Below are 26,003 nucleotides of genomic sequence, written 5' to 3'. Positions count from 1 at the left end.
CGCTGTGTGTTTGTGTTGAATCGAACGAGCGTCCGATTCTGGGCAGCGCCATGGCCGCGCGCAAGCGGCGTACACCTACAGAAGTTTTCAGTACACGGCAGGTCAGTTGTCCTGCGCGGCCCAGTCGACCAGCGCATCGAACGCGGCGCGCGTGGCGCCCGCGTTCTCTCCGTTCGCGATGGCCACCAGCACATAACGCCGGCCGCTTGCGCCGTGCACATAGCCGGCCACGCCGGAAGCATCGCGCAGCGTGCCGGTCTTCAGGTGGGCCGCGCCGCCCGAGCGCAGCGCGCGCCTTTTGAGCGTGCCATCGACGCCCGAGGCGGGCAGCGAGGACATCAGCTCCGGCATCACCGGCGAACGCCACGCCACCTGCAGCATCTTGCCCAGCGCCGCGGCGCTGATGCGCTCGTCGCGCGACAGGCCCGAGCCGTTCTCGAACACCGGCTGCGCCTCGCCGGTGCCGATGCGGTCGCGCCACCACTGGCCCAGCGCGCTGCGTGAGGCCTCGAAGGTGCCGCGGTTCTTCTGCGTGAGGCCGATGGTCAAGAACACCTGCTGCGCCATCACGTTGTTGCTGTACTTGTTGATGTCGCGGATCACCTCCGCGAGCGGCGGCGAGCCGAACTCGAAGGCCGGCTTCAGGCCCGCCGGCACGCGGCCCTCGCGCATCTGGCCGCCCACGCGCCCGCCCATCTCGGCCCACATGCCGCCCAATGCGCGCAGGCTGTAGGTGCGCGGATCGCCGTACGCCACGGCCCAGCTCTTCTCGCCGCAGGCGGCCGGAAAACCGCCGTTGAAGCGGATGCGGTTGACGTCGCTGAAATCGGTCTTGAGCGCGGTGCGCCAGTCGCCGCATTCGCCGGGGGTGAGCGGCACGGTGGCCGGCATCGCCACGCTCGCGAGCGGCGGCTCGTAGCTCACCCTTGCGATCTGCCCGGCGCGGTCGGGCGCGAAGGTCATGTTGACCGACTTGAAGTTGATCAAGAGCGCATCGGGCGATGCGTTGTAGGGCCGCAGCGGCTCGCCGTCGAAGGCGCTCGGGTCGTTCTCGGCGGTGTTCTCGAAGGCGCTGCGGTCGATGACGATGTCGCCGCTCACCGTGGTGATGCCCAGGCCCTGCACATGGCGCAGCATCAGCCACACGCGCTCGAGCACCAGCTTGGGATCGCCCTGGCCCTTGATGTAGAGGTTGCCGTTGAGCACGCCGTTGTTCACCGTGCCCTCGACGTACACCGGCGTGTTCCAGCTGTAGGCCGGGCCCAGCAGGTCCAGCGCCGCGTAGGTGGTGACCAGCTTCATCATCGACGCCGGGTTCACCGGGACCTGCGAGCGCCAGGCCAGGCGCGGCGGGCGGGTGCCGTCGGCATCGATCACCAGCATCGTGACCGTCTCGCGCGACACCTTGGCGCGTGCCAGGGCGGTTTCGACTTCGGAGGGGAGCTGCTGGGCGCTGGCGCCGGCGCCGGCCAGCAGGGCGAGGGAGAAAAGGGCAGGGATCAGGCGGGGGGCGAAGGGCATCGGGGGATTATCCCGGCGCGAAGAGGTGCAGCTTCGCGTGATACGGCAGCATCACCGTCTTGGCATCGGCGATGCGGGCGCCGGCCGATTCGCCCCGCATGGGCGCGGCGCCGGGGCCGCGTCCGATAATCGCGGGATGCCTGCCGCGCGTCCCCTGTCTGCCTTGCCCCGCTTTTCTCCCCGCACCCTGGGCATCGGCGCGGCCGTGGTCACGGTGCTGGTGTGGACCGCCTTCATCGTCATCGCCCGCGCCTCGGCCGGGCGTTCGCTCACCCCGTTCGACCTGGCCTTCGCGCGCATCTGCGGCGCCAGCCTGGTGCTGGTTCCCTGGGGCGCCTGGCTGGTGGCGCGCCATCGGGGGGCCGCGTCTTCCTTGTTCGGCCTGTCGCCGCTGTCGCTGCGCATCACCGCCGTGGCCGGCGTTTTCGGCGGGCTGGCCTATGCCATGCTGGCCTACAGCGGCTTCTTCTTCGCGCCCGCGGGCCATGCCTCGGTGCTGATGCCGGGCAGCCTGCCCCTGTGGACCACGCTGCTCGCGGCACTGGTTTTGCGCGACCGCATCACGCCGATGCGCGCGATTGGGCTGGCCATGATCGTCGCGGGCGACCTTGTGGTCGGCGGCCGCAGCCTGCTGCAGGCCTTTGACGGCGGCGAGGTCTGGAAGGGCGACCTGCTGTTCATGAGCGCCGCCTTCTGCTGGGCCTGCTACAGCGTGGTGGCGCGCCGCCACGGCCTGGATGCGGTGCGCGCGACCATCGCCATCACCGTGTTCGCGCTGGTCACCTACGTGCCGGCCTACAGCCTGCTGGTGGCGGGCGGCTGGGTCGCGAGCCACATCGGCACGGCGCCTTGGGGCGAGGTCGCATTCCAGATGCTGTTCCAGGGTGTGGGCTCGGTGGTGATCTCGGGCATCACCTTCACCCGGATGATCCAGTACTTCGGACCGGTGCGCAGCACCATGATCACGGCGCTGGTGCCCGGCCTCTCGGCCTTCGGCGCGGTGCTCTGGCTCGATGAGCCGCTGTACTGGAACCTCGTTGCCGGACTGCTGCTGGTGACCGCCGGCATCCTGTTCGGCGTGCAGAAGACAGCGGGCGCGCGCATGGCGCCGGTGGTGGCGGCCGCGGCCGTGGGGCGAGCGAACAATGGCTAAGTGGCTGGCTTTCGATACGAGCACCGAGCACCTGTCGGTGGCGGTGCGCAACGGCGACCGATTGTTCGCCCACAACGGCGTGGGCGGCGCACAGGCCTCGACCACGCTGCTGCCGCTCATCCAGCAACTGCTGGCCGATGCCGGGCTGGCGCTGGCCGACCTGGACGCCATCGTCTTCGGCCGCGGGCCGGGTTCGTTCACCGGGCTGCGCACCGCCTGCTCGGTGGCGCAGGGGCTGGCTTTCGGCGCCAAGGTGCCGTTGCTGCCAGTCGACACGCTGCTGGCCGTGGCCGAGGAGGCGCGCCACGCCTTCGGTGCGCGGCAGGTGGTGGCGGTGCTCGATGCGCGCATGGACCAGCTCTACGCAGCGCGCTACGACTTCGACGCCAACGGCCCGCTCGGCCTGCCAGATGGCGGTGACGAACCCCTGCTGCTGTCGCCCGAGGCGCTGGAAGTGCCCGCCGGCTGGTCGCTCGCGGGCAACGCCTTTGCCGCCTACGGCCCGCGCCTGGCACCCGCCGCCGCCCGCCATGAAGCGCTGCCCACCGCCACCGCGATGCTGCGGCTGGCCCCCGCGCTGCTGGCTGCCGGTCGCACCGTGCCTGCGGCAGAGGCCTGGCCGCTCTATGTTCGGGATAAAGTGGCGCAAACCACCGAAGAGCGCGCCGCCCTGAACGCCCTGAAGGCGGCCGCCGCGGTTGCCGCCGCTGCCGTTGATGTTGTTCCACCCGCTACCGCATGAGACCGCATGAGCGCTGTCCTCCAGTCCGTCGAAGCCCGCCTCGAACCGCTCACCATCGAGCGGATCGAGGCTGTCTGCGCGGTGGAAGCGACGGCCTACACGCATCCGTGGACGCGCGCCAACTTCACCGATTCCATGGCGGTCGGCTATCACTGCCAGTGCCTGCTGGCCCCCGGCACGGCGCCGGGTGTGACCTCGCCGGTCACCGAACTGGGCGAATCGCTCATTGGCTATTACGTCGCCATGAAAGGCGTCGATGAAGTGCACCTGCTCAACATCACCGTGGCGCCGGCTTTCCAGCGCCAGGGCTGGGCGCCGCTGATGCTGGAGGCGCTGGCCGGCTGGTCGCGCGGCGAAGGCGCCCAGTGGCTGTGGCTGGAGGTGCGCGAGAGCAACCGGCGCGCGCTGGAGATCTACGCGCGGCAGGGCTTTCGCAGCGTCGGCGTGCGCAAGGGCTACTACCCGTCGTTCGAAGGCAAGCGCGAGGACGCCGTCGTGATGAGTTTGCGTTTGAATGAAACAGGCTCCGCCTGGGGAGCCCTGAAATGAGTGCGGTACAGACTCTGAAGCTCGATGCACGCCAGCGCGCGATGCTCGACGAGATGGGCGTCAAGGTCTGGTGGCCGATGCCCGAGGTGATCGAAGCTCACGCCGAACCGGTCGCCGTTGCCGACGAAGAAGAAGCGGTGGCATTGGCGCCGGAGCCGGTCAGCGAGCGCCGCGTCGCGCCAGCCCCCGCGCCGGCCCCTGTCGCAATGCCCGCTGCCGCAGCACCCGCGCCGGTCGCGCGCCCTCCGGCTGCCGTGCCGGGCGCACAGGGCGCCGCGGTGCTGGTCGACGCGCCCTGCCGCCTCTATGCCGATGCCGCGCAAGCCTCGGCGTCCCCCCAGGGCGGCTGGCTGGTCGTGGCCGACATGCCGCCGGAGGCCGATGGCCGTCACGGCGAGCCCTTTTCGGGCGACGCCGGCCGCCTGCTCGACAACATGCTGCGCGCCCTGAAGCTGCACGAGGGCAAGACGCCGGTGCACCTGATGCGCACGCACCGCGGCGTGGGCGCGGGCCAGCCCGGCAGCCCCCGGGCGATGTCGGAGGCCTTCGGCGAACACGCCGCCGCGCTCGCGCCCAGCCTCGTGCTGGCGATGGGCCCGCTGGCCGCGCAAAGCCTGATGCAGAGCGCCGATCCGCTGGGCAAGCTGCGCGGCCGCGCGGTGCCGCTGGCCTCGATCGATGGCGCGGTCGACGGTGTGCCGGTGGTGGCGACCTACCACCCGGCGTACCTGCTGCGGAACCCGGCCGACAAGGCGCGCGCCTGGGTCGACCTGTGCCTCGCCGCCGACCAGCAGGCAGCGCCCCGATAAGCCCGCCGGGCCGGGTCCTTAAAATCGGCCCCCATGACTTTTCTCGACAAGCTGGCCGCCGCACAGCAAAAAAACGGTTCCTTGCTCTGCGTGGGGCTCGATCCGGAGCCAGCCAGGTTTCCGGGGCAGTTCAAGGGCGACGCCGGCCGCATCTATGACTTCTGTGCGCGCATCGTCGACGCGACGGCCGACCTGGTCATCGCCTTCAAGCCCCAGATTGCGTACTTCGCGGCCCACCGCGCCGAAGCCCAGCTCGAACAGCTGATGGACCACATGCGCCGCAATGCGCCCCATGTGCCCGTGATCCTGGACGCCAAGCGCGGCGACATCGGCTCCACCGCCGAGCAGTACGCGCTCGAAGCCTTCGAGCGCTACGGCGCCGACGCGGTGACGCTGTCGCCCTTCATGGGATTCGATTCGGTGGCGCCGTACCTCAAGCACGAGGGCAAGGGCGCCTTCCTGCTGTGCCGCACCAGCAACCCCGGCGGTTCCGACCTGCAGGGCCAGCGCCTGGCGGACATCGAGGGCCAGCCCTTTCTGTACGAGCACGTCGCCAGGCTGGCGCAAGGGCCGTGGAACCTCAACGGCCAGCTCGGGCTGGTGGTGGGGGCGACCTACCCCGCGGAAATCGAACGGGTGCGCGAACTCGCGCCGACGGTGCCGCTGCTGATTCCGGGCGTCGGTGCCCAGGGCGGCGATGCGGTCGCCACGGTGCGCGCCGGCTGGCGTGCCGATGCGCCGATCATCGTGAACTCGTCGCGGGCGATCATCTATGCCTCGTCGGGCGACGACTTCGCCGATGCGGCCAAGAACGCCGCGCGCACGATGCGCGACACGCTGGAAGCCGCGAAGGCCTCCTGAGCCTTCAGGCTCTCCGGAGCCGGGTGAAGAGCTCGAACTCCCAGTTGCGCATGCCCAAGAGCAGCGTGTAGCCCTCGCGGTCCTTGGCCGACAGCTTCTGGTCGGTCTGGTGCTGCTGCGCAAAGTCTTGCGCGACGCGCTGCAGCCGCTCCAGGAAGGCCGGCGCCAGCGAGCGGCTGATCGAGCCGTGCACCAGCAGCAGGCCCTCGGCCGGGCCGTCGAAGCCGCCGCGGTAGTAGTCGAGCACCACGTTCTCGCGGAAGAACTCCATCACCGGGCCGTGCGGCCGCCAGCGGAAGGTCTTGGCGAGCTTCAGGCGATACCGGTTGAGCGGGCGCAGCTCGATGATGCCGATGCGGTCCAGCTGCGCCAGGCAGCCGATGCACTCCGCCTCGCTGACCCGATAGGCGGCCACGATCTGCTCCAGCGTCCACTGGCTCAGCACGCTGATGGCCACCAGCAGCAGCTTCTTGTCCTTGACCACCGCTTTTTCCTGCTCCTGCGTCAGCTCCTTGAGCAGCGGCTGGGCGTCGGCCACGCGGCGGGCGAGCTCGGCAAAGTCGATCTTCAGGGCCCGGCAGATGGCGTCCACGCGCGACAGCGGCATGTCGCTCTTGGCCAGCATCCGCTTGACGCTGGACTCGGCCATGTCGAGCGACCGGGCCAGGTCGGCGTAGGTCATGCGGGCGCTTTTGAGTTCGTTCTTGAGGGCGAGTACAAGGTCGACGGTGGTGCTCATGGGAGGGTGTATGGCGCTGGGAAGGTATTAAGAAAAGATACCGTTGGGTGTGAATCAGTACCTCGTATCGATTCTCGATGCCTGCAGAGGGGCTGGCAACTAAATTCCGCGGCTTGTTACCCACCCAACCGAGGTCCGCCATGCTTCTGCCCACTCTCAGCCGCCGTGAACGCGCACTGCTTTTCACCCTTGCGCTGCTCACGCTGATCGCTTGTTTCGGCCCGGTGCTGCCGGCCGCCGACGTGGCCTTCGCGTCGGTGTTTGCCGACGACCGCCGCTTTCACGGCCTGCCGAATGCGATGGACGTGCTGAGCAACCTGCCGTTCATGGTGATCGGCGTCATCGGGCTGTACCGCCTGAACCGCATCGACCGCTCCCACCAGCAGGCGCTGGCCCATTTCCCGCTGGCGCCCCCGGCCAGCGATCCGCCGGACAACACCCTGGACTGCGCCTGGCTCTTCTTCGCGGGCCTGATCGCCACCGCCGCCGGCTCGGCCTTCTATCACCTGATGCCCGACGCTCCCCGGCTCGCCGCGGACCGCGCCGGCATGGCGGTGGCCTTCGCGGGGCTCATCGGCATCGCGGTCTGCGAGCGGGTGAGCCAGCGCGCCGGCTGGCCGGCCGCCTGGTTCATGCTGACGGCGGGCCTGCTGGCGGCCGAGGTGTCGCAGGAAACCGGCAACGTCATGCCCTGGGCGCTGGTGCAGTTCGGCGGCATGGCGCTGGTGCTCACGATGGCCCTGGCCGCACCGATGCGCGGCGCGGTCGGCCTCAAGCTGGGCTGGGTGATCTTTTTCTACGCACTGGCCAAGGCCTTCGAGCTGACCGACCACCAGATCTACGCGGCAACCGGGCATCTGGTGTCGGGCCACACGCTCAAGCACCTGACGGCGGCGCTCGCGGGCCTGCCGGTTCTGATGGCGCTCGGTAAGCTGGAGAAGGGCTGGCAAGAGAGGTTGCTGCGGCACAATCCCGACGCAGCCGCGCTGACGGCCTGAAATGGAACCACCCCCAGGCTTCGCGCAAAGCGGCCCGGCCCAGCCGGTTCCGCGGTGTTTCCCGAAGGTGCAGTAGAAAACCAAGAGGATTGCTTCGAATGACGACCCCCGCCGCTGCGACGGTCCCCGTGGCTCCCCACGAAGCGAACGCCCACGCCAACCAGTTCGCCTTGCTCAAGCAGCGGCGCTTTGCACCTTTCTTCTGGACGCAGTTCGCGGGCGCGGCGAACGACAACCTCTTCAAGTTCGCCTTCACCGTCATGGTGACCTACCAGCTGCAGCTCAGCTGGATGCCGCCGGCCATGGCGGGCCTGGCGATCGGCGCGCTGTTCATCCTGCCCTTTTTGCTGTTCTCGGCCACGGCCGGGCAACTCACCGACAAGTTCGACAAGACGAAGATGATCCGCTTCGTCAAGAACCTGGAAATCGCGATCATGGTGCTTGCGGCCTGGGGCTTCGTGCGGGCCGACGCGGTGATCCTGCTGGGCTGCGTGTTCCTCATGGGGCTGCATTCCACGCTGTTCGGGCCGGTCAAGTTCGCCTACCTGCCGCAGGTGCTCGATTCGCGCGAGCTCACCGGCGGCAACGGCATGGTCGAGATGGGCACCTTCGTCGCGATCCTGCTGGGCCAGGTGGCGGGCGGCCTGCTGGTGGCGGTGCCGCAGATCGGCCACACCAGCGTGGCCGTGGCCTGCCTGCTGCTCGCGCTGGGCGGCCGGGCCGTGGCGCAGGCCATTCCGCAGGCGCCGGCCACCGACCCCGGTCTGGTGATCAACTGGAACCCCTTCAGCGAAACCTGGCGCAACCTGAAGCTCGCGCACGGCAACGTCGTGGTGTTCCGCTCGCTGCTGGGCATTTCGTGGATGTGGTTCTTCGGCGCGGTGTTCCTGAGCCAGTTTCCGAGCTTCGCCAAGGAAGTGCTGCACGGCGACGAGCAGGTGGCCTCGCTGCTGCTGGTGGTGTTCTCCGTCGGCATCGGCATCGGTTCGCTGCTGTGCGAGACGCTCAGCCGCCGGCAGGTGGAGATCGGCCTGGTGCCGCTGGGCGCCATCGGCATGAGCGTGTTCGCGATCGACCTGTACTTTGCTTCGCGCGCGCTGCCCAAGGTGGCCGAGATGGGCCTGGGCGCCTTCGTGCGCCAGCCCGCGCACTGGCGTGTGATGGCCGACCTGGGGCTGCTGTCGCTGTTCGCGGGCCTCTACAGCGTGCCGATGTACGCGCTGATCCAGCTGCGCAGCCAGCCCACGCACCGGGCACGCATCATCGCGGCGAACAACATCCTCAATGCGCTGTTCATGATCGGCAGCTCGGTCATCGCGGGCGCGCTGCTGGGCGCGGGCTTCAGCATTCCGCAGATCTTTTTGTTCACCGGCATCGCCAACGCGGTGGTGGCGTTCTACATCTTCATGCTGGTGCCCGAGTACCTGCTGCGCTTCGTGGCCTGGGTGCTGTCGCGCTTCGTCTACCGCTTCGACATCAAGGGCGACGAGCACATCCCCACCGAGGGCGCGGCGGTGCTGGTGTGCAACCACGTGAGCTTCATCGATGCGGTGCTGCTGATGGCGGCGAGCCCGCGGCCCATCCGCTTCATCATGGACCACCGCATCTTCAAGGTGCCGGTGCTCGGCTGGCTGTTCAAGCTGGCCAAGGCGATTCCGATCGCGCCGCAGAAGGAAGACCCGGCGGCCTATGAAGCGGCCTTTGCCAAGGCGCTGGCCGTGCTGCGCGAGGGCGACCTGCTCGCAATCTTCCCCGAGGGCGCGATCACCCGCGACGGCACGCTGCAGCCCTTCAAGGGCGGCGTGATGAAGATCGTCGAGAGCGCGCGCGCCGAAGGCATCGAGCCGCCGGTGATCCCGATGGCGCTGACCAACCTCTGGGGCTCGTACTTCAGCCGCATCGAGCTGCGCGGCGGCCAGCAGGTCGCCATGGCCAAGCCCTTCCGCCGCGGCTTCTACAGCCGCGTGGGGCTCAACGTCGGCCATGCCGTGCCGCCGGTCGAGGTGCGCCCCGAAGCGCTGCAACAGCGCGTGAGCGGTTTGCTGGCCGCCTGAAGTATCTCTCTGGGATACCAGGAGCGGCTCAGGCCGGAACTGGGCTAAGCATTTGAGCCTCGCGGTGCGGGGGCGAACCATCATTCGCCCACCTTCACTACGCCGCGAGGCATTCATGCAACCCTTCTCATCCACCACCGTTTCGATCCAGCGCGACACGCGGGCCTGGCAGCTCCAGGCCTGGGCCTCTTTCGCAGTCGCCGTCTTCCTCTGTGCCACCGGCCTGAGCTGGCTGCCGGGCGAGGCGCTGGACCGGGCGTTCATGGTGATGGGCTATGTGTTCTGCCTGAGCACGGTGTTCATGCTGTCCAAGTTCGTGCGCGATGCCCAGCAGGCCCAACATGCCGACGCGAGCGGCGGCGGCGCCAGCCGCGACCTGCCGATGTGGCGCCTGGTGGTATGGGGCAGCTTCTTCATCGCCATGGGCCTGACCGGCTGGGGCCTGGTCCGCATGGACATCAACGACGCCTACAAGGCTTTCCTGGGCGTGAGCTGGCTGTTCCTGATCAGCGCGGCCTTCACGCTGGCCAAGATGCTGCGCGACCGCCATGAAGCCGACCTGATCGAAGCCCGCCTGCAAGGCCGCCGCGCCGCCCGCCAGGAAGCCGCCGCTTCCGCATCGGCCGAATGAGCGCCGTTTTTTTTCTCTCACCCTCAACGAACGAAAGACCGTCATGAAAAAGTCGATGGCCACGCTTGCTCTCGCCGTCTGCACCGCGTTCGCGGGCGTCGCGATGCCGCTTCACGCACAAGCCCAGAGCGATGCCTCGGCTGCGCTCTCCCTCTTGCCCGTCGCTTCTGTCGTCGGTGCGGCGTCGGCCGTCGGCGCTTCCGCCACGGCGGTGGTCGCGGTGCCCGCAGCGCTGTCGGTGGGCGGCTCGATGCTCACCGTGGTCGCGGTCGATGCATCGGCCGACGGCACCGTCTACCTGCTCGAGCGCACCTCGGACGGCGCGCGCGCCAGCGTCAAGGTGATGGGGCGCGCCGCCAACGGCGCGGCCGCCTCGGTGGGCACGGCGGTCGTGGTCAGCGTGATCGGCAGCGGCGTCCTGCTGTCGGCCGCCGGCGAGGTGCTGGCCTTCGTGCCCAACGCCATCGGCCGCGCGCTGTTGCACAACGAGAGGCTGTCATGAAGCGGGCGCTCGCGGCGTGCCTGCTCGCGCTCGTGGCGCTGCAGGCCGAGGCCGGCCGCTCCTGCGAGCAGGTCAAGCCGACCCCGGCGCTCATCGTCCGGGGCATGCAGCTGGCCGAGCGCACCTCGCAGCAGCTCGATGCGAGCGGTGCCCGCGTGGTGCTGCTGGCGCGCGCGGGGCAGGACCTGAGCAAGTACGGCCTGCGCTACTCGCACCTGGGCATCGCCTACAAGACCGACGCGGGGCCGTGGCGCGTGGTGCACAAGCTCAACCAGTGCGGTACCGCGGTGGCCGCGGTCTACCGGCAGGGGCTGGGGGAGTTCTTCCTCGACGACCTGTGGCGCTACGAGGCGGCCTGGGTCGTGCCCACGCCGCAGGTGCAGGCGCAGCTGCTGGCTGCGCTCGACGAGTCGCCTTCGCGCATCGTGCGATTGAACGCGGCGCCCTACAGCATCGTGAGCTACGCCTGGGGCCAGAAGTACCAGCAGTCGAACCAGTGGGCCGTCGAAACGCTGGCGGCCGCCATGGAGCCCGCCACCATCAACAACCGCGCGCAGGCGCAGGCCTGGATGCAGTTCAAGGGCTACGAGCCGACCACCTTGAAGCTCGGCCCGCTCACGCGGCTGGGCGGCCGCGTGGGCTCGGCCAACATCGCCTTCGACGACCATCCGAACGACAAGCGGTTCTCGGACTGCATCGAGACGGTGACGGTCGACTCGGTGTTCGCGTGGATGCCGCGCGCGGGGCTGGGTTCGGCGCCGGTGGCGTTCAAGCTGCAATAACAGGACCTTCCTGAAGAAAGAATGAAATGAGCAAGTCATTGCGCCTCTCCGAAAAATGGTTCCGCCGCGGCCTCTGGCTCGTGGCGCTGGTGTTCGCGAGCTTCCTGATCGGCCTGGGCAGCACGGTCGTCGGCGACCTGCCGCAGGTCGAGCGGGTGCGCGGCATCGACGACTTCATCGACCTGCGCGCGGCCGAGCCGCTGCGCGACACCATCAAGGCTTCCGAAGCCACGGAACTGCAGGCCGCGCGCGACCTCGACCAGATCCGCCTGCAGCTCAGCGCCGCGCAGCAGGCCAGCGCCAATGCGCGCGAAACCTTCGGCAACTGGATCGCCACCCGCCGCGCCACCGCGCAGCCTGACCAGGACACCGAGCTCATCGCGCGCACCAAGGCGCTCGATGCGTTCAAGCAGAAGGAAGACGAAGTCCAGCGCAAGCTCAATGCGCAGCAGAAGATCATGCTCGACGCGCGCCAGGCCGAGCAGCGCGCCCGCACGACGCTCGCGGAACTGGAGCGCGATGCGCAGGTGAAGCTCGATGCCGAGTACCGCCGCATCGAATTGCGCGTGTTCGCCTACCGCCTGGCGCTCACGCTGCCGCTGCTGGCCGTGGCTGGCTGGTTGTTTGCGAAGAAGCGCAAGAGCACCTACTGGCCGTTCGTCTGGGGCTTCATCTTCTTCGCGCTGTTCGCGTTCTTCGTGGAGCTGGTGCCGTACCTGCCGAGCTACGGCGGCTATGTGCGCTACGTGGTGGGCATCGTGCTCACGGTGCTGGTGGGGCGCTATGCCATCGTTGCGCTCAATGCCTATCTGGCGCGCCAGAAGCTCGCCGAGCAGCAGCCCGACCAGGTGCGCCGCGAGGAGTTGAGCTACGACACCGCGCTGGCCCGCATCGCCAAGAGCGTGTGCCCCGGCTGCGAGCGCCCGGTGGACCTGAAGAACGGCGAGATCGATTTCTGCCCGCACTGCGGCATCGGCCTGTTCGACCACTGCGGTGTGTGCGAGGCGCGCAAGAGCGCGTTCTCGAAGTTCTGCCATGCCTGCGGTACTTCGGCCCATGCGGGGCCCGATGGCGGCACAGCGCCGGCCTGAGGGCGCGCAAAGGCGCCGCATCTTTCCTACCGCAGGCGGGTATTCCGCACGCTGCGTGGCCAATTTTGGCGAAGCTGTCGCCGCAAGGTGTTAGAACCTTGGCCTGCGCTGCATTTCGCACGCAGCCGGCGTTCACTTTCATGCATCGCCCGGCCTCCACCACGCACGACGAGGACCTCCTACCATGAGCTTTTTCGGCAAGATTTTTTCCAAGATTTTTCCGTCGGCCAACGCCGCTGAAGTCGTCGCCGCACCGCCGGCGGCTGCACCGGGCGCACCGGCCGTTGCGGCACCCCCGCCCTCGATCCCGCTGGGCGACGTGCCCGCCATCCTGGACGCGATGCCTGGTGCCGCCGGCCTGAACTGGCGCACCTCGATCGTCGACCTGCTCAAGTTGCTGGGTCTGGACAGCAGCCTCGCCGCGCGCAAGGAACTGGCCAGCGAAATCCTCTACAGCGACGGCGAGCCGGGTTCGGCCGAATGGAACATCGGCCTGCACAAGCAGGTGATGACCCGCATCGCAGCCAACGGCGGCACGCTGCCGGCCGAACTGCGCGACTGATCGGCGGTACGACGCTCAACAACAAAAAACCCGGCATGCCGGGTTTTTTGCTTTCTGAAGGAAGAAGGCCTCAGGTCCAGCCGGCATCCACCACGTAGTCCTGCGCGGTGCACATCTTCGAATCGTCGGCGGCCAGGAACAGCGCCATCGCTGCGATGTCCTCGGCCATCACCCGGCCCGGCACGCACTGGGCCGCGTCGATCTCGGCGGCCGACTCGGGCTTGACCCACAGCTTGATCTGCCGCTCGGTCATCACCCAGCCCGGCATGATCGTGTTGACCCGGATGTTCTGTTTGCCCAGGTCGCGCGCCAGCGAGCGGGTGAGGCCGCGCACCCCCGCCTTGCAGGCCTGGTAGACCGGGTAGCCCCGGCCTTTCATCATCCAGCTGATCGAGCCGAAGTTGACGATCGAGCCGCCGCCCAGCGCGCGCATGTCCTCGGCCACGGCCTGTGCGGCGAAGAACTGGTGCTTGATGTTGACGGCCACGAGGCGGTCGAAGTCTTCGCTGGTCACGTCGGCCAGCTCGTGGCGCCGGTCGTTGGCCGCGTTGTTCAGCAACACGCCGATGGGGCCGAAGCGCGCGCGCACCCCGGCGATGGTGGCGGCCAGCGCGGCGGTGTCGGTCACGTCGCAGGCGCTGAAGAAGGCGGGCGTCTCGCCCTGCAACTGGGCGGCGAGCGCGGTGCCGGCGGCGGTGTCCAGGTCGCAGAAGCCGACCTTCGCGCCCTGCGCATGGAAGGCCCGCACCAGCGCCTCGCCGATGCCGCTGGCACCGCCCGAGACGAATACAGTGCGGCCCTCGAGCGAGGGGTAGCGGGCTGTGTAGGGGGAGGGCGACGAAGTGGAAGAGGAGGCTGTGGTCATTGGGAACGAGACGACGGCGATGGGAACAGGCCGTGAGCGTACCGGATGCGGCCGCCCCTCGTCAGACGCCGCGCGCCCGATCGGCCTTGAAGCGGGCGCGGAACTCCGTGAACGTGCCCGCGTCCAGCGCTTCCCGGATCTCGGTCATCAGGTTCAGGTAGTAATGCAGGTTGTGGATGGTGCACAGCATCGGCCCGAGCATTTCGCCGCAGCGGTCCAGGTGGTGCAGGTAGGCGCGGCTGAAGCCTTCGCGGCCGCCGTCGTTCCACGAGACGCCCGACGTGCCCGCGCAGGCATGGCAGGTGCAGCTCGGGTCCACCGGCTGCGGATCGCTCTTGTGGCGCGCGTTACGCATCTTCAGGTCGCCGAAGCGGGTGAACATGGTGCCGTTGCGCGCATTGCGGGTGGGCATCACGCAGTCGAACATGTCCACGCCGTCGGCGACGCCCTGCACCAGGTCTTCGGGCGTGCCCACGCCCATCAGGTAGCGCGGCTTGTTCGCGGGCAGCCGGTGCGGCGTGTGGCCCATGATGTGCAGCATCTCCTCCTTGGGCTCGCCCACGCTCACGCCGCCGATGGCGTAGCCGGGAAAGTCCATGTCGACGAGCGCGGCGAGCGACTCCTCGCGCAGGTTCTCGAACATGCCGCCCTGCACGATGCCGAAGAGCGCGTTGGGGTTTTCGAGCCGAGCGAATTCGGTCTGGCACCGCCTGGCCCAGCGCAGGCTCAGTTCCATCGACGTGCGCGCCTCGGCCTCGGTCGTGATGTGGCCCTGGGTGTCGTAGGGCGTGCACTCGTCGAACTGCATCACGATGTCGCTGTTGAGCACGGTCTGGATCTGCATCGAGACCTCGGGCGTGAGGAACAGCTTGTCGCCGTTGACCGGCGAGGCGAACTTCACGCCCTCCTCGCTGATCTTGCGCATCGCGCCCAGCGACCACACCTGAAAGCCGCCCGAGTCGGTCAGGATGGGCTTGTTCCACTTCTCGAACTGGTGCAGCCCGCCGAAGCTTTGCATCACGTCCAGGCCCGGGCGCATCCACAGGTGGAAGGTGTTGCCCAGGATGATCTGCGCGCCCATCTCTTCCAGGCTGCGCGGCATCACGCCCTTGACGGTGCCGTAGGTGCCCACGGGCATGAAGATCGGCGTCTGCACCTTGCCGTGGTTGAGCGTGAGCGTGCCGCGTCGCGCGTGGCTGTCGGGGTCGGTCTTGAGGAGGTCGAAGTTCAGCATGGTCGTCTTCAATCGTGTTGGCGCTGCAGCAGCATGGCGTCGCCGTAGCTGAAGAAGCGGTAGCGGTTCGCGATGGCGTGGGCGTACAGACCCATCACACGCTCGTACCCGGCAAAGGCCGAGACCAGCATCATCAGCGTGCTCTTGGGCAGATGGAAATTGGTGACTAGCACATCGACGTGCGCGAAGGCGAAGCCCGGCGTGATGAAGATGCGCGTGTCGCCCGAGGCCTCGCCGCTCTTGGCCCACGATTCGAGGGTGCGAACCGTGGTCGTGCCCACGGCCACGACGCGGCCGCCGCGCGCTTTGCACTCGGCAATCGCGCGCTGCGTGGCCTCGGGCACTTCATAGCGCTCGGCGTGCATCGTGTGCTCGGCGATGTTCTCGGTCTTCACCGGCTGGAAGGTGCCGGCGCCGACATGCAGCGTGACGTTCGCGCGTTGCACGCCGCGCGCTTTGAGCGCAGCCAGCAGGCCTTCGTCGAAATGCAGTGCGGCGGTCGGTGCGGCCACCGCGCCCGGCACGCGCGCGAACACGGTCTGGTAGCGGCTCTCGTCGTCGGCCGAATCGGTGTGGGTGATGTAGGGCGGCAGCGGCACATGGCCGCAGCGCTCCATCAGCATGTAGGGGTTCTCGCCCGTGTCGCTCTCGAAGGCGAAACGGAACAGCGCGCCGTCTTCCTCGGGCCAGCGGCCCAGCAGCGTCGCGCGAAAGCCGCCGACCATCTGCAGCGTGGTGCCCACGGGCGGCTTCTTGCTGACCTTCATGTGCGCCACGACCTCCTGCCCCTGCAGCACCCGCTCGACCAGCAGTTCGAGCTTGCCGCCGGTCGGCTTCTCGCCGAAGAGGCGCGCCTTGACCACGCGCGTGTCGTTGAAGACCAGCAGGTCGCCCTCGCGCAGCAGCGAGGGCAGGTCCTTGAAGATGCGGTCGGCCGGGGCATCGCCTGTGCCGTCGAGGAGACGGGAGGACGTGCGTTCGGAGGCCGGGTGTTGTGCCACCAGTTCGGGCGGCAGGTCGAAATCGAAATCGGAGAGCGTGAAGGCGCGCATGGTGCTTGAGGGCCGGACGGGCCCGTGCCAAGGAGGCATGGGAAAGGGAGGAAGACGCGAGAAGCGCAGGATTGTCCCATGGCACGCCGCTACGAGCCCGGCGCGGGGTTGCCGAGGCAGAATCGCCGCATGGTCGATTCATCCGTCGCGCGCGTACCGCTGGCACCTTTCCCCTCCGAAGGCGAGCTCTTCAAGAAGATCCTCGGAAGCGCCTGGCAGGGCCTGCACCCGGACATTCGCCGGCGCTTCGACAAGAACCCCTCGCCGGGCAAGGCGCTGCACTACCTGGGCGCGTTGAGCGAGCTGCGCTGCTCGCGCTTCGGCAAGCTGCTGGGGCACCTGACGCAGCCGCTGATCCAGGGCGCGCTGATTCCGTACAGCGACAGCCACTTCCCGGTCGAGATCCAGGTCTACGCCAAGCCCGGCGACCCGGCCATCTACAAGCAGCGCATCTACCGCCTGCACGGCCGCAAGCCCATCCAGTTCACCAGCTTCATGCGCGAGAGCGCGCGCGGCGAGGTGCTGGAGTACGTGGGCATGGGCCTGGGCATGAAGCTGGTGCTGAGCGTGGAGAACGGCAGCCTGCATTTCCGGAGCGACGGCTATTTCTGGGAGGTGTTCGGCTGGCGCATCCCACTGCCCGGCGTCTTCACGCCCGGCAAGACCTTTCTCTGGCACCACAACGAAACGCCCGGGCGCTTCAACATCCGCATCGAGATCCGGCACTGGCTCATGGGCACCACCTTCACGCAGGTCGGCGTGTTCGAGGAAGTGGCCGAGCCCGGGATGGCCGCATGATCGACACGCACCTTCTGGCGCTTCAGCTCATGGCCGCGCAGGGGCTGATGGGCGCGTTCGACACGCTCTATCACCACGAAGGCACCGAGGCGCTCGCGCAGCGCAACACCGCGCGGCGCGAGCTGGCGATCCACGCGGTGCGCTCGTCGATCTACTGCGCGATGTTCATCGGACTGTCGTCGTGGGCCTGGCATGGCGTGTGGGCTTGGGTGCTGCTGGCGGTGTTCGGCGTGGAGATCGTGCTCACGCTCTGGGACTTCGTGGTCGAGGACGGCAGCCGCCTGCTGCCGCCGACCGAGCGCGTCACGCACACGGTGCTGGCCATCAACGCCGGCGCGTTCATCGCGCTGCTGGCGATGAACGCGGTGGACTGGGCGGCACAGCCGACGGCACTGGTGTGGCAGCCGCAAGGCTGGCTGGGCGCTTTTCTCGCACTGTGCGGTGTGGGCGTCGGCATCTCCGGGCTGCGCGACGGGCTAGCGGCGCGCGCGCTTTTCCGCAGGACGGCCCAGGAAGCGGCGCGGGCCGTCGAGACGCCGGTGCATTTCGGCACGAAGTCGCAGCACGTGCTGGTGACCGGTGGCACCGGCTTCATCGGCCAGACCCTCGTTCGGCATCTGCTGGCCGACGGCCATGCCGTCACCGTGTGGACGCGAGACGCGCGCTCGGCCGCATGGAACTTCGGCGGCGCGGTGCGCTGCGTGCAGCGGCTCGAACAGATTCCCGAGACCGACCCCTGCGACGTGGTCATCAACCTTGCAGGCGCGCGCATCCTCGGCCAGCGCTGGAGCGAGCGCCGCCAGCAGCAGTTGCTGCAAAGCCGCGAGGGGCTCACCCGCACGCTGGTCGCATGGATCGCCACCCGTCCGCGCAAGCCCTGGCTGCTGCTGTCGGGCTCGGCCATCGGCTACTACGGCGTGCAGCCGCAAGGCGACGCCACCGAACTGACGGAAGACGCGCCGCCGCAGGACATCTTCATGTCGACGCTGTGCCAGCGATGGGAGAAAGCGGCGCAGGCCGCGACGGTGCATGGCGTGCATGTGGCCTGCATGCGCTTCGGCTTCGTGCTCGGCCACCAGGGCTCGCTGCCGCAACTTTTGCTGCCCGTCATGCTCGGCATGGGCGGCCGGCTGGGGAGCGGGCGGCAGTGGCTGTCGTGGGTGCATGTGCACGATGTCATCCGTGCCATGGCTCATGTCTGGACCATTGCCGAGAAAGCGGAAACCCACGCAGACGCGACCGCGCAGGCCTTTAACTTCACCGCGCCCGGCGCGCTCAGCCAGGAAGAATTCACCCGCGTCGCCGCCCGCGTGTTGCGCCGCCCTTTCTGGATGCCGACGCCCGCCGCGCCCGTCAAGCTGCTGCTCGGCGAACAGGCCGACCTGCTGCTCGAAGGCCAGCGCGTGGTGCCGGCCCGGCTGCTGCAGACCGGGTTTCAGTTCGCGTTTCCCGACGCACGCAGCGCCTTGACGGACCTTTGCCGGCCGCGATAGAAGCCTTGCCCGTGCCCGCCAAGAAAGCCTCTTCCCCGCCTGCGGACGCCGCAGCCGCGCCGCCGCAGCCGCCCGGCACCGGCCTGAGCCTGGTGCAGCGCGCCCTGCGCAAGCTCGGCCTCGTGCGCGACATCGACTTCGCGCTCTACCTGCCGATGCGCTACGAGGACGAGACCCGCATCGTCAAGCTCGCCGACACGCGCGACGGCGACATGGCGCAGGTCGAGGGCGTGGTCACCGAATGCGAGGTGGTGTACCGCCCGCGCCGCCAGCTGATCGCCACCATCGACGACGGCAGCGACACCTGCCAACTGCGCTTCTTCAACTTCTATCCGTCGCAGCAAAAGCAGCTCGCGGTCGGCGCGCGGGTGCGCGTGCGGGGCGAGGTGCGCGGCGGTTTCGTGGGGCGGCAGATCATGCATCCCACGGTCAAGGCCGCGGGCACCTCGCTGCCGGAGGCGCTCACGCCGGTGTACTCGACCGTCGCGGGCCTGGCGCAACCGGTACTTCGGCGCGAGGTGCGCTCGGGCCTGGCGCGTGCGGTGCTCGACGAGACGATTCCCGTGCAGATCGGCCTGCGCGGCGCGTGGGACCTGCGCAGCTCGCTCACCTTCCTGCACTACCCCACGCCCGACGTGGCGATGGCGACGCTCGAAGACCACAGCCATCCGGCCTGGCAGCGCATCAAGGCCGAGGAACTGCTCGCGCAGCAGCTCTCGCAGCTGCAGGCCCGGCTGGAGCGGGCGGCGCAGCGCGCACCGGTGTTGCCTTCATCGCCCGAGCCCGTGGCGACTTCGCTGCATGCGCAGTTGCTCGCGGTGCTGCCCTTCGGACTGACCGGCGCGCAGCAGCGCGTGGGCGAGGAGATCACACGCGACCTCGGCCGCGAGATCCCGATGCACCGGCTGCTGCAGGGCGACGTGGGCTCGGGCAAGACGGTGGTGGCGGCGCTTGCGGCGGCGCGCGCCATCGACGCGGGTTTTCAGTGCGCGCTGATGGCGCCCACCGAAATCCTCGCGGCCCAGCATTTCGGCAAGCTCGTGGGCTGGCTCGATCCGCTGCTGGCCGCACGCGGCTTGCGCGTGGCCTGGCTCACCGGCAGCCAGAAGAAGAAGGAGCGCGATGCGATGTCGGCCGCGGTCGAGAGCGGCGAGGCCGCGCTGGTCATCGGCACGCATGCCGTCATCTCGGAGAAGGTGCGCTTCAAGAACCTCGCGCTCGCGATCATCGACGAGCAGCACCGCTTCGGCGTGGCGCAGCGCCTTGCATTGCGAGGCAAGGCCGTGGGCCCGGCTGCAGCCCCCCTCGAGGCTTCGCCTCCCCCCCCCAAGGGGGGGCAATCCGGCTTGGGGCGGCCCGGCGCCGGATTGGAACCGCATCTTCTGATGATGAGCGCCACGCCCATCCCGCGCACGCTTGCGATGAGCTACTACGCCGACCTGGACGTCTCCACGCTCGACGAACTGCCGCCGGGCCGCACGCCCATCGTCACCAAGCTGGTGGCCGACCACCGGCGCGATGAGGTCATCGACCGCATCCAGGCGCAGATCGCGCAGGGCCGGCAGGTCTACTGGGTGTGCCCGCTGATCGAGGAGAGCGAAGCGGTCGACCTGCGCAACGCCACCGAGACGCGTGACGAACTCGCCGAAACGCTGGGCGAGGCCATCCACGTCGGCCTGCTGCATTCGCGCATGCCCACGGCCGAGAAGCAGGCGGTGATGGCGGCGTTTACCTCCAATGAAATCCAGGTGCTGGTGAGCACCACGGTGATCGAAGTGGGCGTAGATGTGCCCAACGCCTCGCTGATGGTGATCGAGCATGCGGAGCGCTTCGGGCTTTCGCAGCTTCATCAACTGCGTGGCCGCGTGGGCCGCGGCGCAGCGGCGTCGGCCTGCGTGCTGCTCTACGCGCCGGGCGACAGCGGCCGCGTGGGCGAGGCGGCGCGCGCGCGGCTCAAGGCGATGGCCGAGACGGGCGACGGCTTCGAGATCGCGCGGCGCGACCTGGAGATTCGCGGCCCTGGCGAGTTCCTGGGCGCACGCCAGTCGGGTGCGCCGCTGCTTCGCTTCGCCGACCTGACGACCGACAGCTTGCTGCTCGACTGGGCGCGCGAACTCGCACCGGTGATGCTCCAGAAGCACGCCGATCTGGCCCAGCGGCACATCGACCGCTGGCTGGGCACCAAGGCTGAGTACCTGAAGGCCTGAGCCCGTATCGGGCGCCGCACCGACCCCTGACAACGCCGGGTCACGGAGGCTTGCGCATAATTGACGCAAGCTATGACTCTCACAGAACTCAAATACATCGTCGCAGTAGCCCGCGAACGGCACTTCGGCAAGGCGGCCGAGGCCTGCTACGTCTCCCAACCGACCCTCTCGGTGGCCATCAAGAAGCTCGAGGACGAGCTGGAAGTCAAGCTCTTCGAGCGCAGCGCCGGCGAAGTGACCGTCACGCCGCTGGGCGAGCAGATCGTGCAGCAGGCGCAGAGCGTGCTCGACCAGGCCGCCAGCATCAAGGAGATCGCCAAGCGCGGCAAGGACCCGTTGGCCGGCCCGCTGAACCTGGGGGTGATCTACACCATCGGCCCGTACCTGCTGCCCGACCTGGTGCGCCAGGTGATCGCGCGCACGCCGCAGATGCCGCTGGTGCTGCAGGAGAACTTCACCGCCAAGCTGCTGGAGATGCTGCGCGCCGGCGAGATCGACTGCGCCATCATGGCCGAGCCCTTTCCCGACACCGGCTTGGCAATGGCGCCGCTGTACGACGAGCCCTTCATGGCGGCGCTGCCCATCAACCACAAGTTCGCCAGCCGCGAGTCGATCACCTCCGACGAGCTGCAGAACGAGACCCTGCTGCTGCTGGGCACCGGCCACTGCTTTCGCGACCACGTGCTCGAGGTATGCCCCGAGTTCGCGCGCTTCTCCAGCAATGCCGAAGGCATCCGCAAGAGCTTCGAGGGCTCGTCGCTCGAAACCATCAAGCACATGGTGGCCTCGGGCATGGGCGTGACGCTGGTGCCGCGCCTGTCGGTGCCGGCCGAAGCGCTCAAGCCCAAGGGCAAAGGCCGCAAGGACTCCGACCAGATGGTGCGCTACCTGCCGGTGCGCGACGCGCACGACCGCGACCCGCCCACGCGCCGCGTGGTGCTGGCATGGCGTCGCACCTTCACCCGCTACGAGGCCATCGCCGCACTGCGCAATGCCATCTATGCGTGCGAGCTGCCGGGCGTCAAACGCCTCTCGTAGCGACAGGCGATTTGCGACCTTGGCCTACGCCGCGGCTGTTTTGAATCGTTGATCGCTGGGATAGAGTGGTGCTGTTGCGAAGCCGCCTGCCGGCTTCCAGAATTCCGGTGTTCCCCCCAACTTGAAGAAAGAGCTCTCGCCATGGCCAAAGCCTCGAAAAAATCATCGCCTGCATCTTCCGCCGGCAAGGTGCCCAAGAAGGGCGGCGCAGTCGTCGCGCAGGAGTCCGGCAGCCGCAACGCGCCGATCATCAACATCGGCATCGAGCGCCAGGACCGCGCGGCCATCGCCGAAGGCCTGAGCCGCGTGCTGGCCGACACCTACACGCTGTACCTCACCACCCACAACTTCCACTGGAACGTGACGGGGCCGCATTTCAACTCGCTGCATGCGATGTTCATGGCGCAGTACACCGAGCTCTGGACCTCGACCGACGTGCTCGCCGAGCGCATCCGCGCGCTGGGCCACTACGCGCCGGGCTCGTACGCCGAGTTCAGCAAGATCGCCACCGTGCCCGATGTGCCGCAGAACCCGCCCAAGGCGATGGAGATGGTGCGCATCCTGGTGAAGGGCCATGAGACCGTGTCGCGCATCGCGCGCGAGTTCATCCCCGTGGCGGAAGAGGCTGGCGACGATCCCACCGCCGACATGCTGACCGCGCGTTGCACCGTGCACGATCAAACGGCCTGGATGCTGCGCTCCCTGCTGGAGGACTGAGCGCGACGACTTCCCCGGATCGGGGAAGCCAAACCGAGAGCGGCACAATGGCCGCTCTTTTTTTGCCCGTTTTCTGCCCCTCGCATGCTTGCCCATCGCCTCGCGCTCTACCTTGACCTGATCCGCTGGAACCGCCCCGCGGGTTGGCTGCTGTTGCTCTGGCCCACGCTGGGCGCACTCTGGTTCGCGGCCGACGGCTGGCCGGGATGGCAGCTTGTCGTGGTGTTCACGCTCGGCACCTTCCTCATGCGCAGCGCAGGCTGCTGCGTCAACGACGTGGCTGACCGCGACTTCGACCGCCACGTGAAGCGCACCGCCCAGCGGCCCGTGACCAGCGGTGCGATCTCGGTGAAGGAAGCGCTCGCGCTCGGTGCCGTGCTGGCGCTGATGGCCTTCGGGCTGGTGCTCGCCACCAACCGGGTGACGGTGCTGTGGTCGTTCGCGGCGCTGGCCATCACGCTGATCTATCCCTTTGCCAAGCGCTTCGTGTCGATCCCGCAAGCGGTGCTGGGCATTGCCTTCAGCTTCGGCATCCCCATGGCCTTTGCTGCGGTGCAGTCCACCGTGCCGGTGTTCGCCGCCTGGCTGCTGGCGGGCAACCTGTTCTGGGTGCTGGCCTACGACACCGAGTACGCCATGGTCGACCGCGACGACGACCTGAAGATCGGCATGAAGACCTCGGCCATCACCTTCGGCCGTTTCGACGTGGCGGCCGTGATGCTGAGCTACGCGATCTTCCTGGCGGTCTGGGCCTGGGCCGGTGCCAGCCGGTCGCTGGGCGTGCCGTTCTTCGCGGGCATCGCCGCGGCTGCCGCGCAGGCGTTCTGGCACTGGCGGCTGATCCGCGACCGCACGCGCGACGGCTGCTTCAAGGCCTTCCGGCTGAACCATTGGCTGGGCTTCACGGTGTTCGTCGGTGTCGTGGCCGGCTACGCCATCCGATAAAGAAGAGGACGCACATACATGCTCGACCGCCTGACGCAGAAGATCGGCCAGGAGGGCTTGTCCGAGTGGCATGCCATCACCCAGCAGATGGTCGACCAGTACGCGGCGCTCTCGGGCGACGGTGAAGGGGAGTGGATCCACCTCGATCCGGAGCGTGCGGCTCGCGAGACGGACTACGGCGGCACCATCGTGCCGGGCTTCTTCCAGGTCGCACACCTGATCCGGCTGACCGGCGAAGCGATGCGCACGCTGCTGCCCTTCGATTCGAACCACGCGCTGAATTACGGATTCGACCGCCTGCGCTTCGTCAGGCCGATGCCGGTGGGCGCGCGCTTTCGGGCGCGGGTGCGCATCCTCGGCGCGACGCCCAAGGGCGACGACGGTTTTCTGCTGAAGGAAGAGGTGCTGCTCGAACTCGAGGATGGCACCGTCACGCTGGCGGCCGAGTGGCTGTTCTTTCTCGGGCCGCGCGCGCTGCCGGCCTGATCGGGCTCAACCGCGCCCGAATTCCTCGCCCAGCTCGGCCGCCCGCTTCTGCGCGGCGCGAATGGCGGTCTTGAACTGCGCCTTGACGTCCGCGCCTTCCAGCGAGGTGATCGCCGCGTAGGTCGTGCCGCCCTTGGAGGTCACGCGCTCGCGCAATACAGAAGGCGGCTCGGTCGCGCTGTGCGCCAGCGCCGAGGCGCCGGTGAAGGTGCCGATGGCCAGGCGCTGCGCCTGGTCGGGCGAAAGGCCCATCTCGATGCCGGCTTCGGCCATCGCCTCGATGAAATAGAACACGTAGGCCGGGCCCGAGCCGGACATGGCGGTGACCGCGTCCAGCGCCGGTTCGTCATCGACCCACAGCAGTTCGCCCGTGGGCGTGAGGAGTTGACTGACGAGTGCGCGATCGGCACCCGTGACGCCGGGCCGCGCGAAGAGGCCGGTCATGCCCTGGCCGACCAGCGCGGGCGTGTTGGGCATGGCGCGCACCACGCGTTCGGTGCCGACCCAGCGGGCGATGCTGTCGGACGGGATGCCCGCCGCCACGCTCAGGTGCAGTGCGTCGTCCGCGAACGCGCGCACCGGCTTGGCGGCTTCGGCAAAGGTCTGCGGCTTGACGGCCCACACCACGACAGCGCAACGCGAAAGCGCCTCACCGGCCTCGGCCTGCGCGGTGATGCCGAAGGACTGGGCCAGCTTCGTGCGCGCCGCCTCGAAGGGCTCGACGACCTCGAACGCGCTGGCCGGAGTGCCTTGCTGGATCAGGCCGCCGATGATGGCGCTCGCCATGTTGCCGCCGCCGATGAAGGCGATGGGCGGCAGCGGCGCGGGGGCGGTGCGGGGCAGGAAGGTCACGGCGATGGTCATGGTCGGTCGATGTATTCGAAGGCGGCGAACTGGGTCACTTGCAGGGGGTTGAAATTGTCGTCGCTCACGACCATCAGCGTGCGGTTTCCATTGGCAAGCGGCGGCCCCCAGCACATGCCTTCGGTGTTGTCGAGGCGCGAAAGGCCGAGCGCGGCGAAGTCGGCCACCAGGGTCTTGGCGACGGGCTGGTGGTTGCCGGGCGCGAGCCTGCCGACGGCGAGCACGTCGCCGGCCGCGCGGGTGTCGATTTCGTAGAGGCGCAGCGAGTTGCCGGTTCCGGTGGCGTAGGCGCGCTCCAGCACCAGCATGCGGTGGGCGTCGAGCATCAGTACCTCGCTCACGCCGTTGTCGGCGTAGCTGCCGGGGACCAGGGGGCGCAGCGGAATGGCGTCGGGCACGTAGGCGATCTGGCGGGTGGGCCGCCCGGTTTCCAGGTCGACCTGGGTGAATCGGCAGGGGCCGCCGGGCGCGTGGATGGTGGGGGCGGGACCGTCCTGGATCAGGGCGCTTTCCATGGCCAGCCAGGCGAAGCGGCCATCGGGCGTCAGTGCGAGGCCTTCGAGCGTCAGGTTGTCGCGCGATCCGCTGCGCCGGGCGCGATCGGGCGTGAACATCGCGGGCAGGGCGAATTCGCGCAGGAAGCGGCCGTTGCGGTCGGATTCATACAGGGCGGGGCCGAAACCGCGGGCGATGTCGCCCTCGCTGGTCCACAGCAGGGTGCCGGTGCCGGGGCGCAGCCGCAGGGATTCGGGGTCGGCGACCGGGAGGCCGGCTGCCGCGTGGCGCCGGTCCGGCCAGGGGCCGCCACTGGGTTGTTGCAGCAGGACAACGCCAGCGGGTTCGGGCTGGGCGGCCTGCGGGTGAGACCAGCGGGCGCGGTAGAAGCGAGCGGGCGCGAGGTCTGACCGGTCATCGCAGATAAGCAGGTACTCACCTTGCTTTGCGTCGTAGTCGATACCCGAGAGCCCGCCGGCCACCGTGCCTTCTATATAGAGGCGGTGCGCCCAGCGCGCCTCGGCGATGCGCCGGAGGCGGCCGCTGTCCGGAATGGGCCCTGCGCTCCGGCAACCGGAGAGGCCCAGTGCAATGGTGGCCGCAGCGCCCGCCATCAGGCGACGGCGGACGGAAAACAGGGTTGGCTGGGAGCTGGTGGGAGGCGCACGCACGCCTCGAAGTCTAGTGCCAAGGCGAGATGATGTAATGAGCCGGTTGACATCGGCAGAAGTGCCTGCAATAATCGCCGGCTTCGCTTCCAAAAGGCGAAGCTTTCAGCCCAAAGCGGAAGTGCCTCGAGTGGTTCGAGGCGCCAA

26 protein-coding genes are annotated in these 26,003 nt (G+C 68.6%); 19 read left to right on the top strand and 7 right to left on the bottom strand.

The features are described 5' to 3' along the window. Window positions 1-102: 102 nt before the first annotated feature. Complete coding sequence (dacB, locus tag ABIC90_RS03785) at window positions 103-1,521, bottom strand: D-alanyl-D-alanine carboxypeptidase/D-alanyl-D-alanine endopeptidase (RefSeq protein ID WP_354352706.1); 1,419 nt, start codon at window positions 1,519-1,521, stop codon at window positions 103-105. 154 nt (window positions 1,522-1,675) lie between these two features. Here dacB and ABIC90_RS03780 point away from each other — a divergent pair, with 154 nt between their 5' ends. From ABIC90_RS03780 to pyrF, 5 genes are read left to right on the top strand one after another with little or no spacing between them, the layout of a single operon-like run. Then, on the top strand, window positions 1,676-2,674 hold the full coding sequence (locus ABIC90_RS03780) for a DMT family transporter (RefSeq protein ID WP_354353129.1): 999 nt from the start codon (window positions 1,676-1,678) through the stop codon (window positions 2,672-2,674). After that, entirely contained in the window at window positions 2,667-3,416 is a 750-nt protein-coding gene (tsaB, locus tag ABIC90_RS03775) for a tRNA (adenosine(37)-N6)-threonylcarbamoyltransferase complex dimerization subunit type 1 TsaB (protein WP_354352705.1), read from the top strand. The genes ABIC90_RS03780 and tsaB overlap by 8 nt, the downstream gene beginning before the upstream one ends. 6 nt (window positions 3,417-3,422) lie before the next feature. Next, window positions 3,423-3,965: a ribosomal protein S18-alanine N-acetyltransferase gene (gene rimI, locus ABIC90_RS03770; RefSeq protein ID WP_354352704.1), complete on the top strand. Its 543-nt coding sequence runs from the start codon at window positions 3,423-3,425 to the stop codon at window positions 3,963-3,965. Next, window positions 3,962-4,774, top strand: a complete 813-nt coding sequence (locus ABIC90_RS03765; protein WP_354352703.1) for a uracil-DNA glycosylase family protein — start codon at window positions 3,962-3,964, stop codon at window positions 4,772-4,774. The genes rimI and ABIC90_RS03765 overlap by 4 nt, the downstream gene beginning before the upstream one ends. Window positions 4,775-4,807: 33 nt before the next feature. Further along, window positions 4,808-5,635, top strand: coding sequence for an orotidine-5'-phosphate decarboxylase (gene pyrF, locus ABIC90_RS03760; RefSeq protein ID WP_354352702.1), 828 nt, complete (start codon window positions 4,808-4,810; stop codon window positions 5,633-5,635). A 4-nt stretch (window positions 5,636-5,639) separates the two neighbouring features. On the opposite strand, the gene ABIC90_RS03755 is transcribed toward pyrF, so the two are convergent. Further along, the gene (locus ABIC90_RS03755; RefSeq protein ID WP_354352701.1) at window positions 5,640-6,374 is read right to left on the bottom strand and encodes a helix-turn-helix domain-containing protein; all 735 of its coding nucleotides are present in this window, start codon (window positions 6,372-6,374) and stop codon (window positions 5,640-5,642) included. A 140-nt stretch (window positions 6,375-6,514) separates the two neighbouring features. Between ABIC90_RS03755 and ABIC90_RS03750 the strand changes: the two genes are divergently transcribed. From ABIC90_RS03750 to ABIC90_RS03720, 7 genes are all read left to right on the top strand, one after another. Continuing rightward, window positions 6,515-7,372, top strand: coding sequence for a hypothetical protein (locus tag ABIC90_RS03750; RefSeq protein WP_354352700.1), 858 nt, complete (start codon window positions 6,515-6,517; stop codon window positions 7,370-7,372). A gap of 98 nt (window positions 7,373-7,470) precedes the next feature. After that, complete coding sequence (locus tag ABIC90_RS03745; protein WP_354352699.1) at window positions 7,471-9,426, top strand: MFS transporter; 1,956 nt, start codon at window positions 7,471-7,473, stop codon at window positions 9,424-9,426. A gap of 115 nt (window positions 9,427-9,541) precedes the next feature. Continuing rightward, the gene (locus tag ABIC90_RS03740; RefSeq protein ID WP_354352698.1) at window positions 9,542-10,057 is read left to right on the top strand and encodes a YiaA/YiaB family inner membrane protein; all 516 of its coding nucleotides are present in this window, start codon (window positions 9,542-9,544) and stop codon (window positions 10,055-10,057) included. A gap of 43 nt (window positions 10,058-10,100) precedes the next feature. Beyond that, complete coding sequence (locus ABIC90_RS03735) at window positions 10,101-10,559, top strand: hypothetical protein (protein WP_354352697.1); 459 nt, start codon at window positions 10,101-10,103, stop codon at window positions 10,557-10,559. Continuing rightward, the gene (locus ABIC90_RS03730) at window positions 10,556-11,341 is read left to right on the top strand and encodes a DUF2145 domain-containing protein (protein ID WP_354352696.1); all 786 of its coding nucleotides are present in this window, start codon (window positions 10,556-10,558) and stop codon (window positions 11,339-11,341) included. The genes ABIC90_RS03735 and ABIC90_RS03730 overlap by 4 nt, the downstream gene beginning before the upstream one ends. A gap of 26 nt (window positions 11,342-11,367) precedes the next feature. Further along, window positions 11,368-12,432, top strand: coding sequence for a zinc ribbon domain-containing protein (locus tag ABIC90_RS03725; protein ID WP_354352695.1), 1,065 nt, complete (start codon window positions 11,368-11,370; stop codon window positions 12,430-12,432). A gap of 184 nt (window positions 12,433-12,616) precedes the next feature. Further along, window positions 12,617-12,994 (top strand): DUF3597 domain-containing protein, encoded by a 378-nt coding sequence (locus ABIC90_RS03720; RefSeq protein WP_354352694.1) that lies wholly within the window; start codon window positions 12,617-12,619, stop codon window positions 12,992-12,994. 70 nt (window positions 12,995-13,064) lie between these two features. Here ABIC90_RS03720 and ABIC90_RS03715 read toward each other — a convergent pair whose 3' ends face one another. The 3 genes from ABIC90_RS03715 to queA form a co-directional block, all read right to left on the bottom strand. Next, window positions 13,065-13,859: an SDR family NAD(P)-dependent oxidoreductase gene (locus ABIC90_RS03715; protein WP_354352693.1), complete on the bottom strand. Its 795-nt coding sequence runs from the start codon at window positions 13,857-13,859 to the stop codon at window positions 13,065-13,067. A 61-nt stretch (window positions 13,860-13,920) separates the two neighbouring features. Next, entirely contained in the window at window positions 13,921-15,093 is a 1,173-nt protein-coding gene (gene tgt, locus ABIC90_RS03710) for a tRNA guanosine(34) transglycosylase Tgt (protein ID WP_354352692.1), read from the bottom strand. Window positions 15,094-15,101: 8 nt separating this feature from the next. Continuing rightward, window positions 15,102-16,145, bottom strand: a complete 1,044-nt coding sequence (gene queA, locus ABIC90_RS03705) for a tRNA preQ1(34) S-adenosylmethionine ribosyltransferase-isomerase QueA (RefSeq protein WP_354352690.1) — start codon at window positions 16,143-16,145, stop codon at window positions 15,102-15,104. A 129-nt stretch (window positions 16,146-16,274) separates the two neighbouring features. Here queA and ABIC90_RS03700 point away from each other — a divergent pair, with 129 nt between their 5' ends. The 7 genes from ABIC90_RS03700 to ABIC90_RS03670 all read left to right on the top strand — a co-directional run bounded on the left by ABIC90_RS03700 (window position 16,275) and on the right by ABIC90_RS03670 (window position 23,829). Beyond that, window positions 16,275-16,943: a DUF4166 domain-containing protein gene (locus ABIC90_RS03700; RefSeq protein ID WP_354353128.1), complete on the top strand. Its 669-nt coding sequence runs from the start codon at window positions 16,275-16,277 to the stop codon at window positions 16,941-16,943. Then, on the top strand, window positions 16,940-18,436 hold the full coding sequence (locus ABIC90_RS03695) for a TIGR01777 family oxidoreductase (protein ID WP_354352689.1): 1,497 nt from the start codon (window positions 16,940-16,942) through the stop codon (window positions 18,434-18,436). Before ABIC90_RS03700 ends, ABIC90_RS03695 begins: the two co-directional genes overlap by 4 nt. A gap of 11 nt (window positions 18,437-18,447) precedes the next feature. Then, window positions 18,448-20,643 carry an ATP-dependent DNA helicase RecG gene (gene recG, locus ABIC90_RS03690; RefSeq protein ID WP_354352688.1) on the top strand — a complete coding sequence of 732 codons (2,196 nt, stop codon included), beginning with the start codon at window positions 18,448-18,450 and terminating at the stop codon, window positions 20,641-20,643. Between the two features lie 72 nt (window positions 20,644-20,715). Beyond that, on the top strand, window positions 20,716-21,681 hold the full coding sequence (locus tag ABIC90_RS03685; protein ID WP_354352687.1) for a LysR substrate-binding domain-containing protein: 966 nt from the start codon (window positions 20,716-20,718) through the stop codon (window positions 21,679-21,681). Between the two features lie 141 nt (window positions 21,682-21,822). Further along, entirely contained in the window at window positions 21,823-22,398 is a 576-nt protein-coding gene (locus ABIC90_RS03680) for a Dps family protein (RefSeq protein WP_354352686.1), read from the top strand. 84 nt (window positions 22,399-22,482) lie between these two features. Continuing rightward, window positions 22,483-23,343 (top strand): 4-hydroxybenzoate octaprenyltransferase, encoded by an 861-nt coding sequence (gene ubiA / locus ABIC90_RS03675; protein ID WP_354352685.1) that lies wholly within the window; start codon window positions 22,483-22,485, stop codon window positions 23,341-23,343. 18 nt (window positions 23,344-23,361) lie between these two features. After that, a complete protein-coding gene (locus ABIC90_RS03670; RefSeq protein ID WP_354352684.1) occupies window positions 23,362-23,829 on the top strand; it encodes a MaoC/PaaZ C-terminal domain-containing protein in 468 nt (155 codons plus the stop codon). 6 nt (window positions 23,830-23,835) lie between these two features. Here ABIC90_RS03670 and proC read toward each other — a convergent pair whose 3' ends face one another. Next, on the bottom strand, window positions 23,836-24,693 hold the full coding sequence (gene proC / locus ABIC90_RS03665) for a pyrroline-5-carboxylate reductase (protein ID WP_354352683.1): 858 nt from the start codon (window positions 24,691-24,693) through the stop codon (window positions 23,836-23,838). Then, on the bottom strand, window positions 24,690-25,802 hold the full coding sequence (locus tag ABIC90_RS03660) for an esterase-like activity of phytase family protein (RefSeq protein ID WP_354352682.1): 1,113 nt from the start codon (window positions 25,800-25,802) through the stop codon (window positions 24,690-24,692). Before ABIC90_RS03660 ends, proC begins: the two co-directional genes overlap by 4 nt. Between the last annotated feature and the right edge of the window lie 201 nt (window positions 25,803-26,003).

This window comes from Variovorax boronicumulans (assembly GCF_040544675.1).
GTDB lineage: Bacteria > Pseudomonadota > Gammaproteobacteria > Burkholderiales > Burkholderiaceae_C > Variovorax > Variovorax boronicumulans_D.
This window is presented reverse-complemented; position numbering and strand designations above follow the sequence as displayed.

Bases quoted from the DNA above. Each gene is read 5' to 3' on its own strand.
- dacB (WP_354352706.1), bottom strand. From the start codon at position 1,521: ATGCCCTTCGCCCCCCGCCTGATCCCTGCCCTTTTCTCCCTCGCCCTG.
- tsaB (WP_354352705.1), top strand. From the start codon at position 2,667: ATGGCTAAGTGGCTGGCTTTCGATACGAGCACCGAGCACCTGTCGGTG.
- rimI (WP_354352704.1), top strand. From the start codon at position 3,423: ATGAGCGCTGTCCTCCAGTCCGTCGAAGCCCGCCTCGAACCGCTCACC.
- ABIC90_RS03765 (WP_354352703.1), top strand. From the start codon at position 3,962: ATGAGTGCGGTACAGACTCTGAAGCTCGATGCACGCCAGCGCGCGATG.
- pyrF (WP_354352702.1), top strand. From the start codon at position 4,808: ATGACTTTTCTCGACAAGCTGGCCGCCGCACAGCAAAAAAACGGTTCC.
- ABIC90_RS03755 (WP_354352701.1), bottom strand. From the start codon at position 6,374: ATGAGCACCACCGTCGACCTTGTACTCGCCCTCAAGAACGAACTCAAA.
- ABIC90_RS03750 (WP_354352700.1), top strand. From the start codon at position 6,515: ATGCTTCTGCCCACTCTCAGCCGCCGTGAACGCGCACTGCTTTTCACC.
- ABIC90_RS03745 (WP_354352699.1), top strand. From the start codon at position 7,471: ATGACGACCCCCGCCGCTGCGACGGTCCCCGTGGCTCCCCACGAAGCG.
- ABIC90_RS03740 (WP_354352698.1), top strand. From the start codon at position 9,542: ATGCAACCCTTCTCATCCACCACCGTTTCGATCCAGCGCGACACGCGG.
- ABIC90_RS03735 (WP_354352697.1), top strand. From the start codon at position 10,101: ATGAAAAAGTCGATGGCCACGCTTGCTCTCGCCGTCTGCACCGCGTTC.
- ABIC90_RS03730 (WP_354352696.1), top strand. From the start codon at position 10,556: ATGAAGCGGGCGCTCGCGGCGTGCCTGCTCGCGCTCGTGGCGCTGCAG.
- ABIC90_RS03725 (WP_354352695.1), top strand. From the start codon at position 11,368: ATGAGCAAGTCATTGCGCCTCTCCGAAAAATGGTTCCGCCGCGGCCTC.
- ABIC90_RS03720 (WP_354352694.1), top strand. From the start codon at position 12,617: ATGAGCTTTTTCGGCAAGATTTTTTCCAAGATTTTTCCGTCGGCCAAC.
- ABIC90_RS03715 (WP_354352693.1), bottom strand. From the start codon at position 13,859: ATGACCACAGCCTCCTCTTCCACTTCGTCGCCCTCCCCCTACACAGCC.
- tgt (WP_354352692.1), bottom strand. From the start codon at position 15,093: ATGCTGAACTTCGACCTCCTCAAGACCGACCCCGACAGCCACGCGCGA.
- queA (WP_354352690.1), bottom strand. From the start codon at position 16,145: ATGCGCGCCTTCACGCTCTCCGATTTCGATTTCGACCTGCCGCCCGAA.
- ABIC90_RS03700 (WP_354353128.1), top strand. From the start codon at position 16,275: ATGGTCGATTCATCCGTCGCGCGCGTACCGCTGGCACCTTTCCCCTCC.
- ABIC90_RS03695 (WP_354352689.1), top strand. From the start codon at position 16,940: ATGATCGACACGCACCTTCTGGCGCTTCAGCTCATGGCCGCGCAGGGG.
- ABIC90_RS03685 (WP_354352687.1), top strand. From the start codon at position 20,716: ATGACTCTCACAGAACTCAAATACATCGTCGCAGTAGCCCGCGAACGG.
- ABIC90_RS03680 (WP_354352686.1), top strand. From the start codon at position 21,823: ATGGCCAAAGCCTCGAAAAAATCATCGCCTGCATCTTCCGCCGGCAAG.
- ubiA (WP_354352685.1), top strand. From the start codon at position 22,483: ATGCTTGCCCATCGCCTCGCGCTCTACCTTGACCTGATCCGCTGGAAC.
- ABIC90_RS03670 (WP_354352684.1), top strand. From the start codon at position 23,362: ATGCTCGACCGCCTGACGCAGAAGATCGGCCAGGAGGGCTTGTCCGAG.
- proC (WP_354352683.1), bottom strand. From the start codon at position 24,693: ATGACCATCGCCGTGACCTTCCTGCCCCGCACCGCCCCCGCGCCGCTG.
- ABIC90_RS03660 (WP_354352682.1), bottom strand. From the start codon at position 25,802: ATGGCGGGCGCTGCGGCCACCATTGCACTGGGCCTCTCCGGTTGCCGG.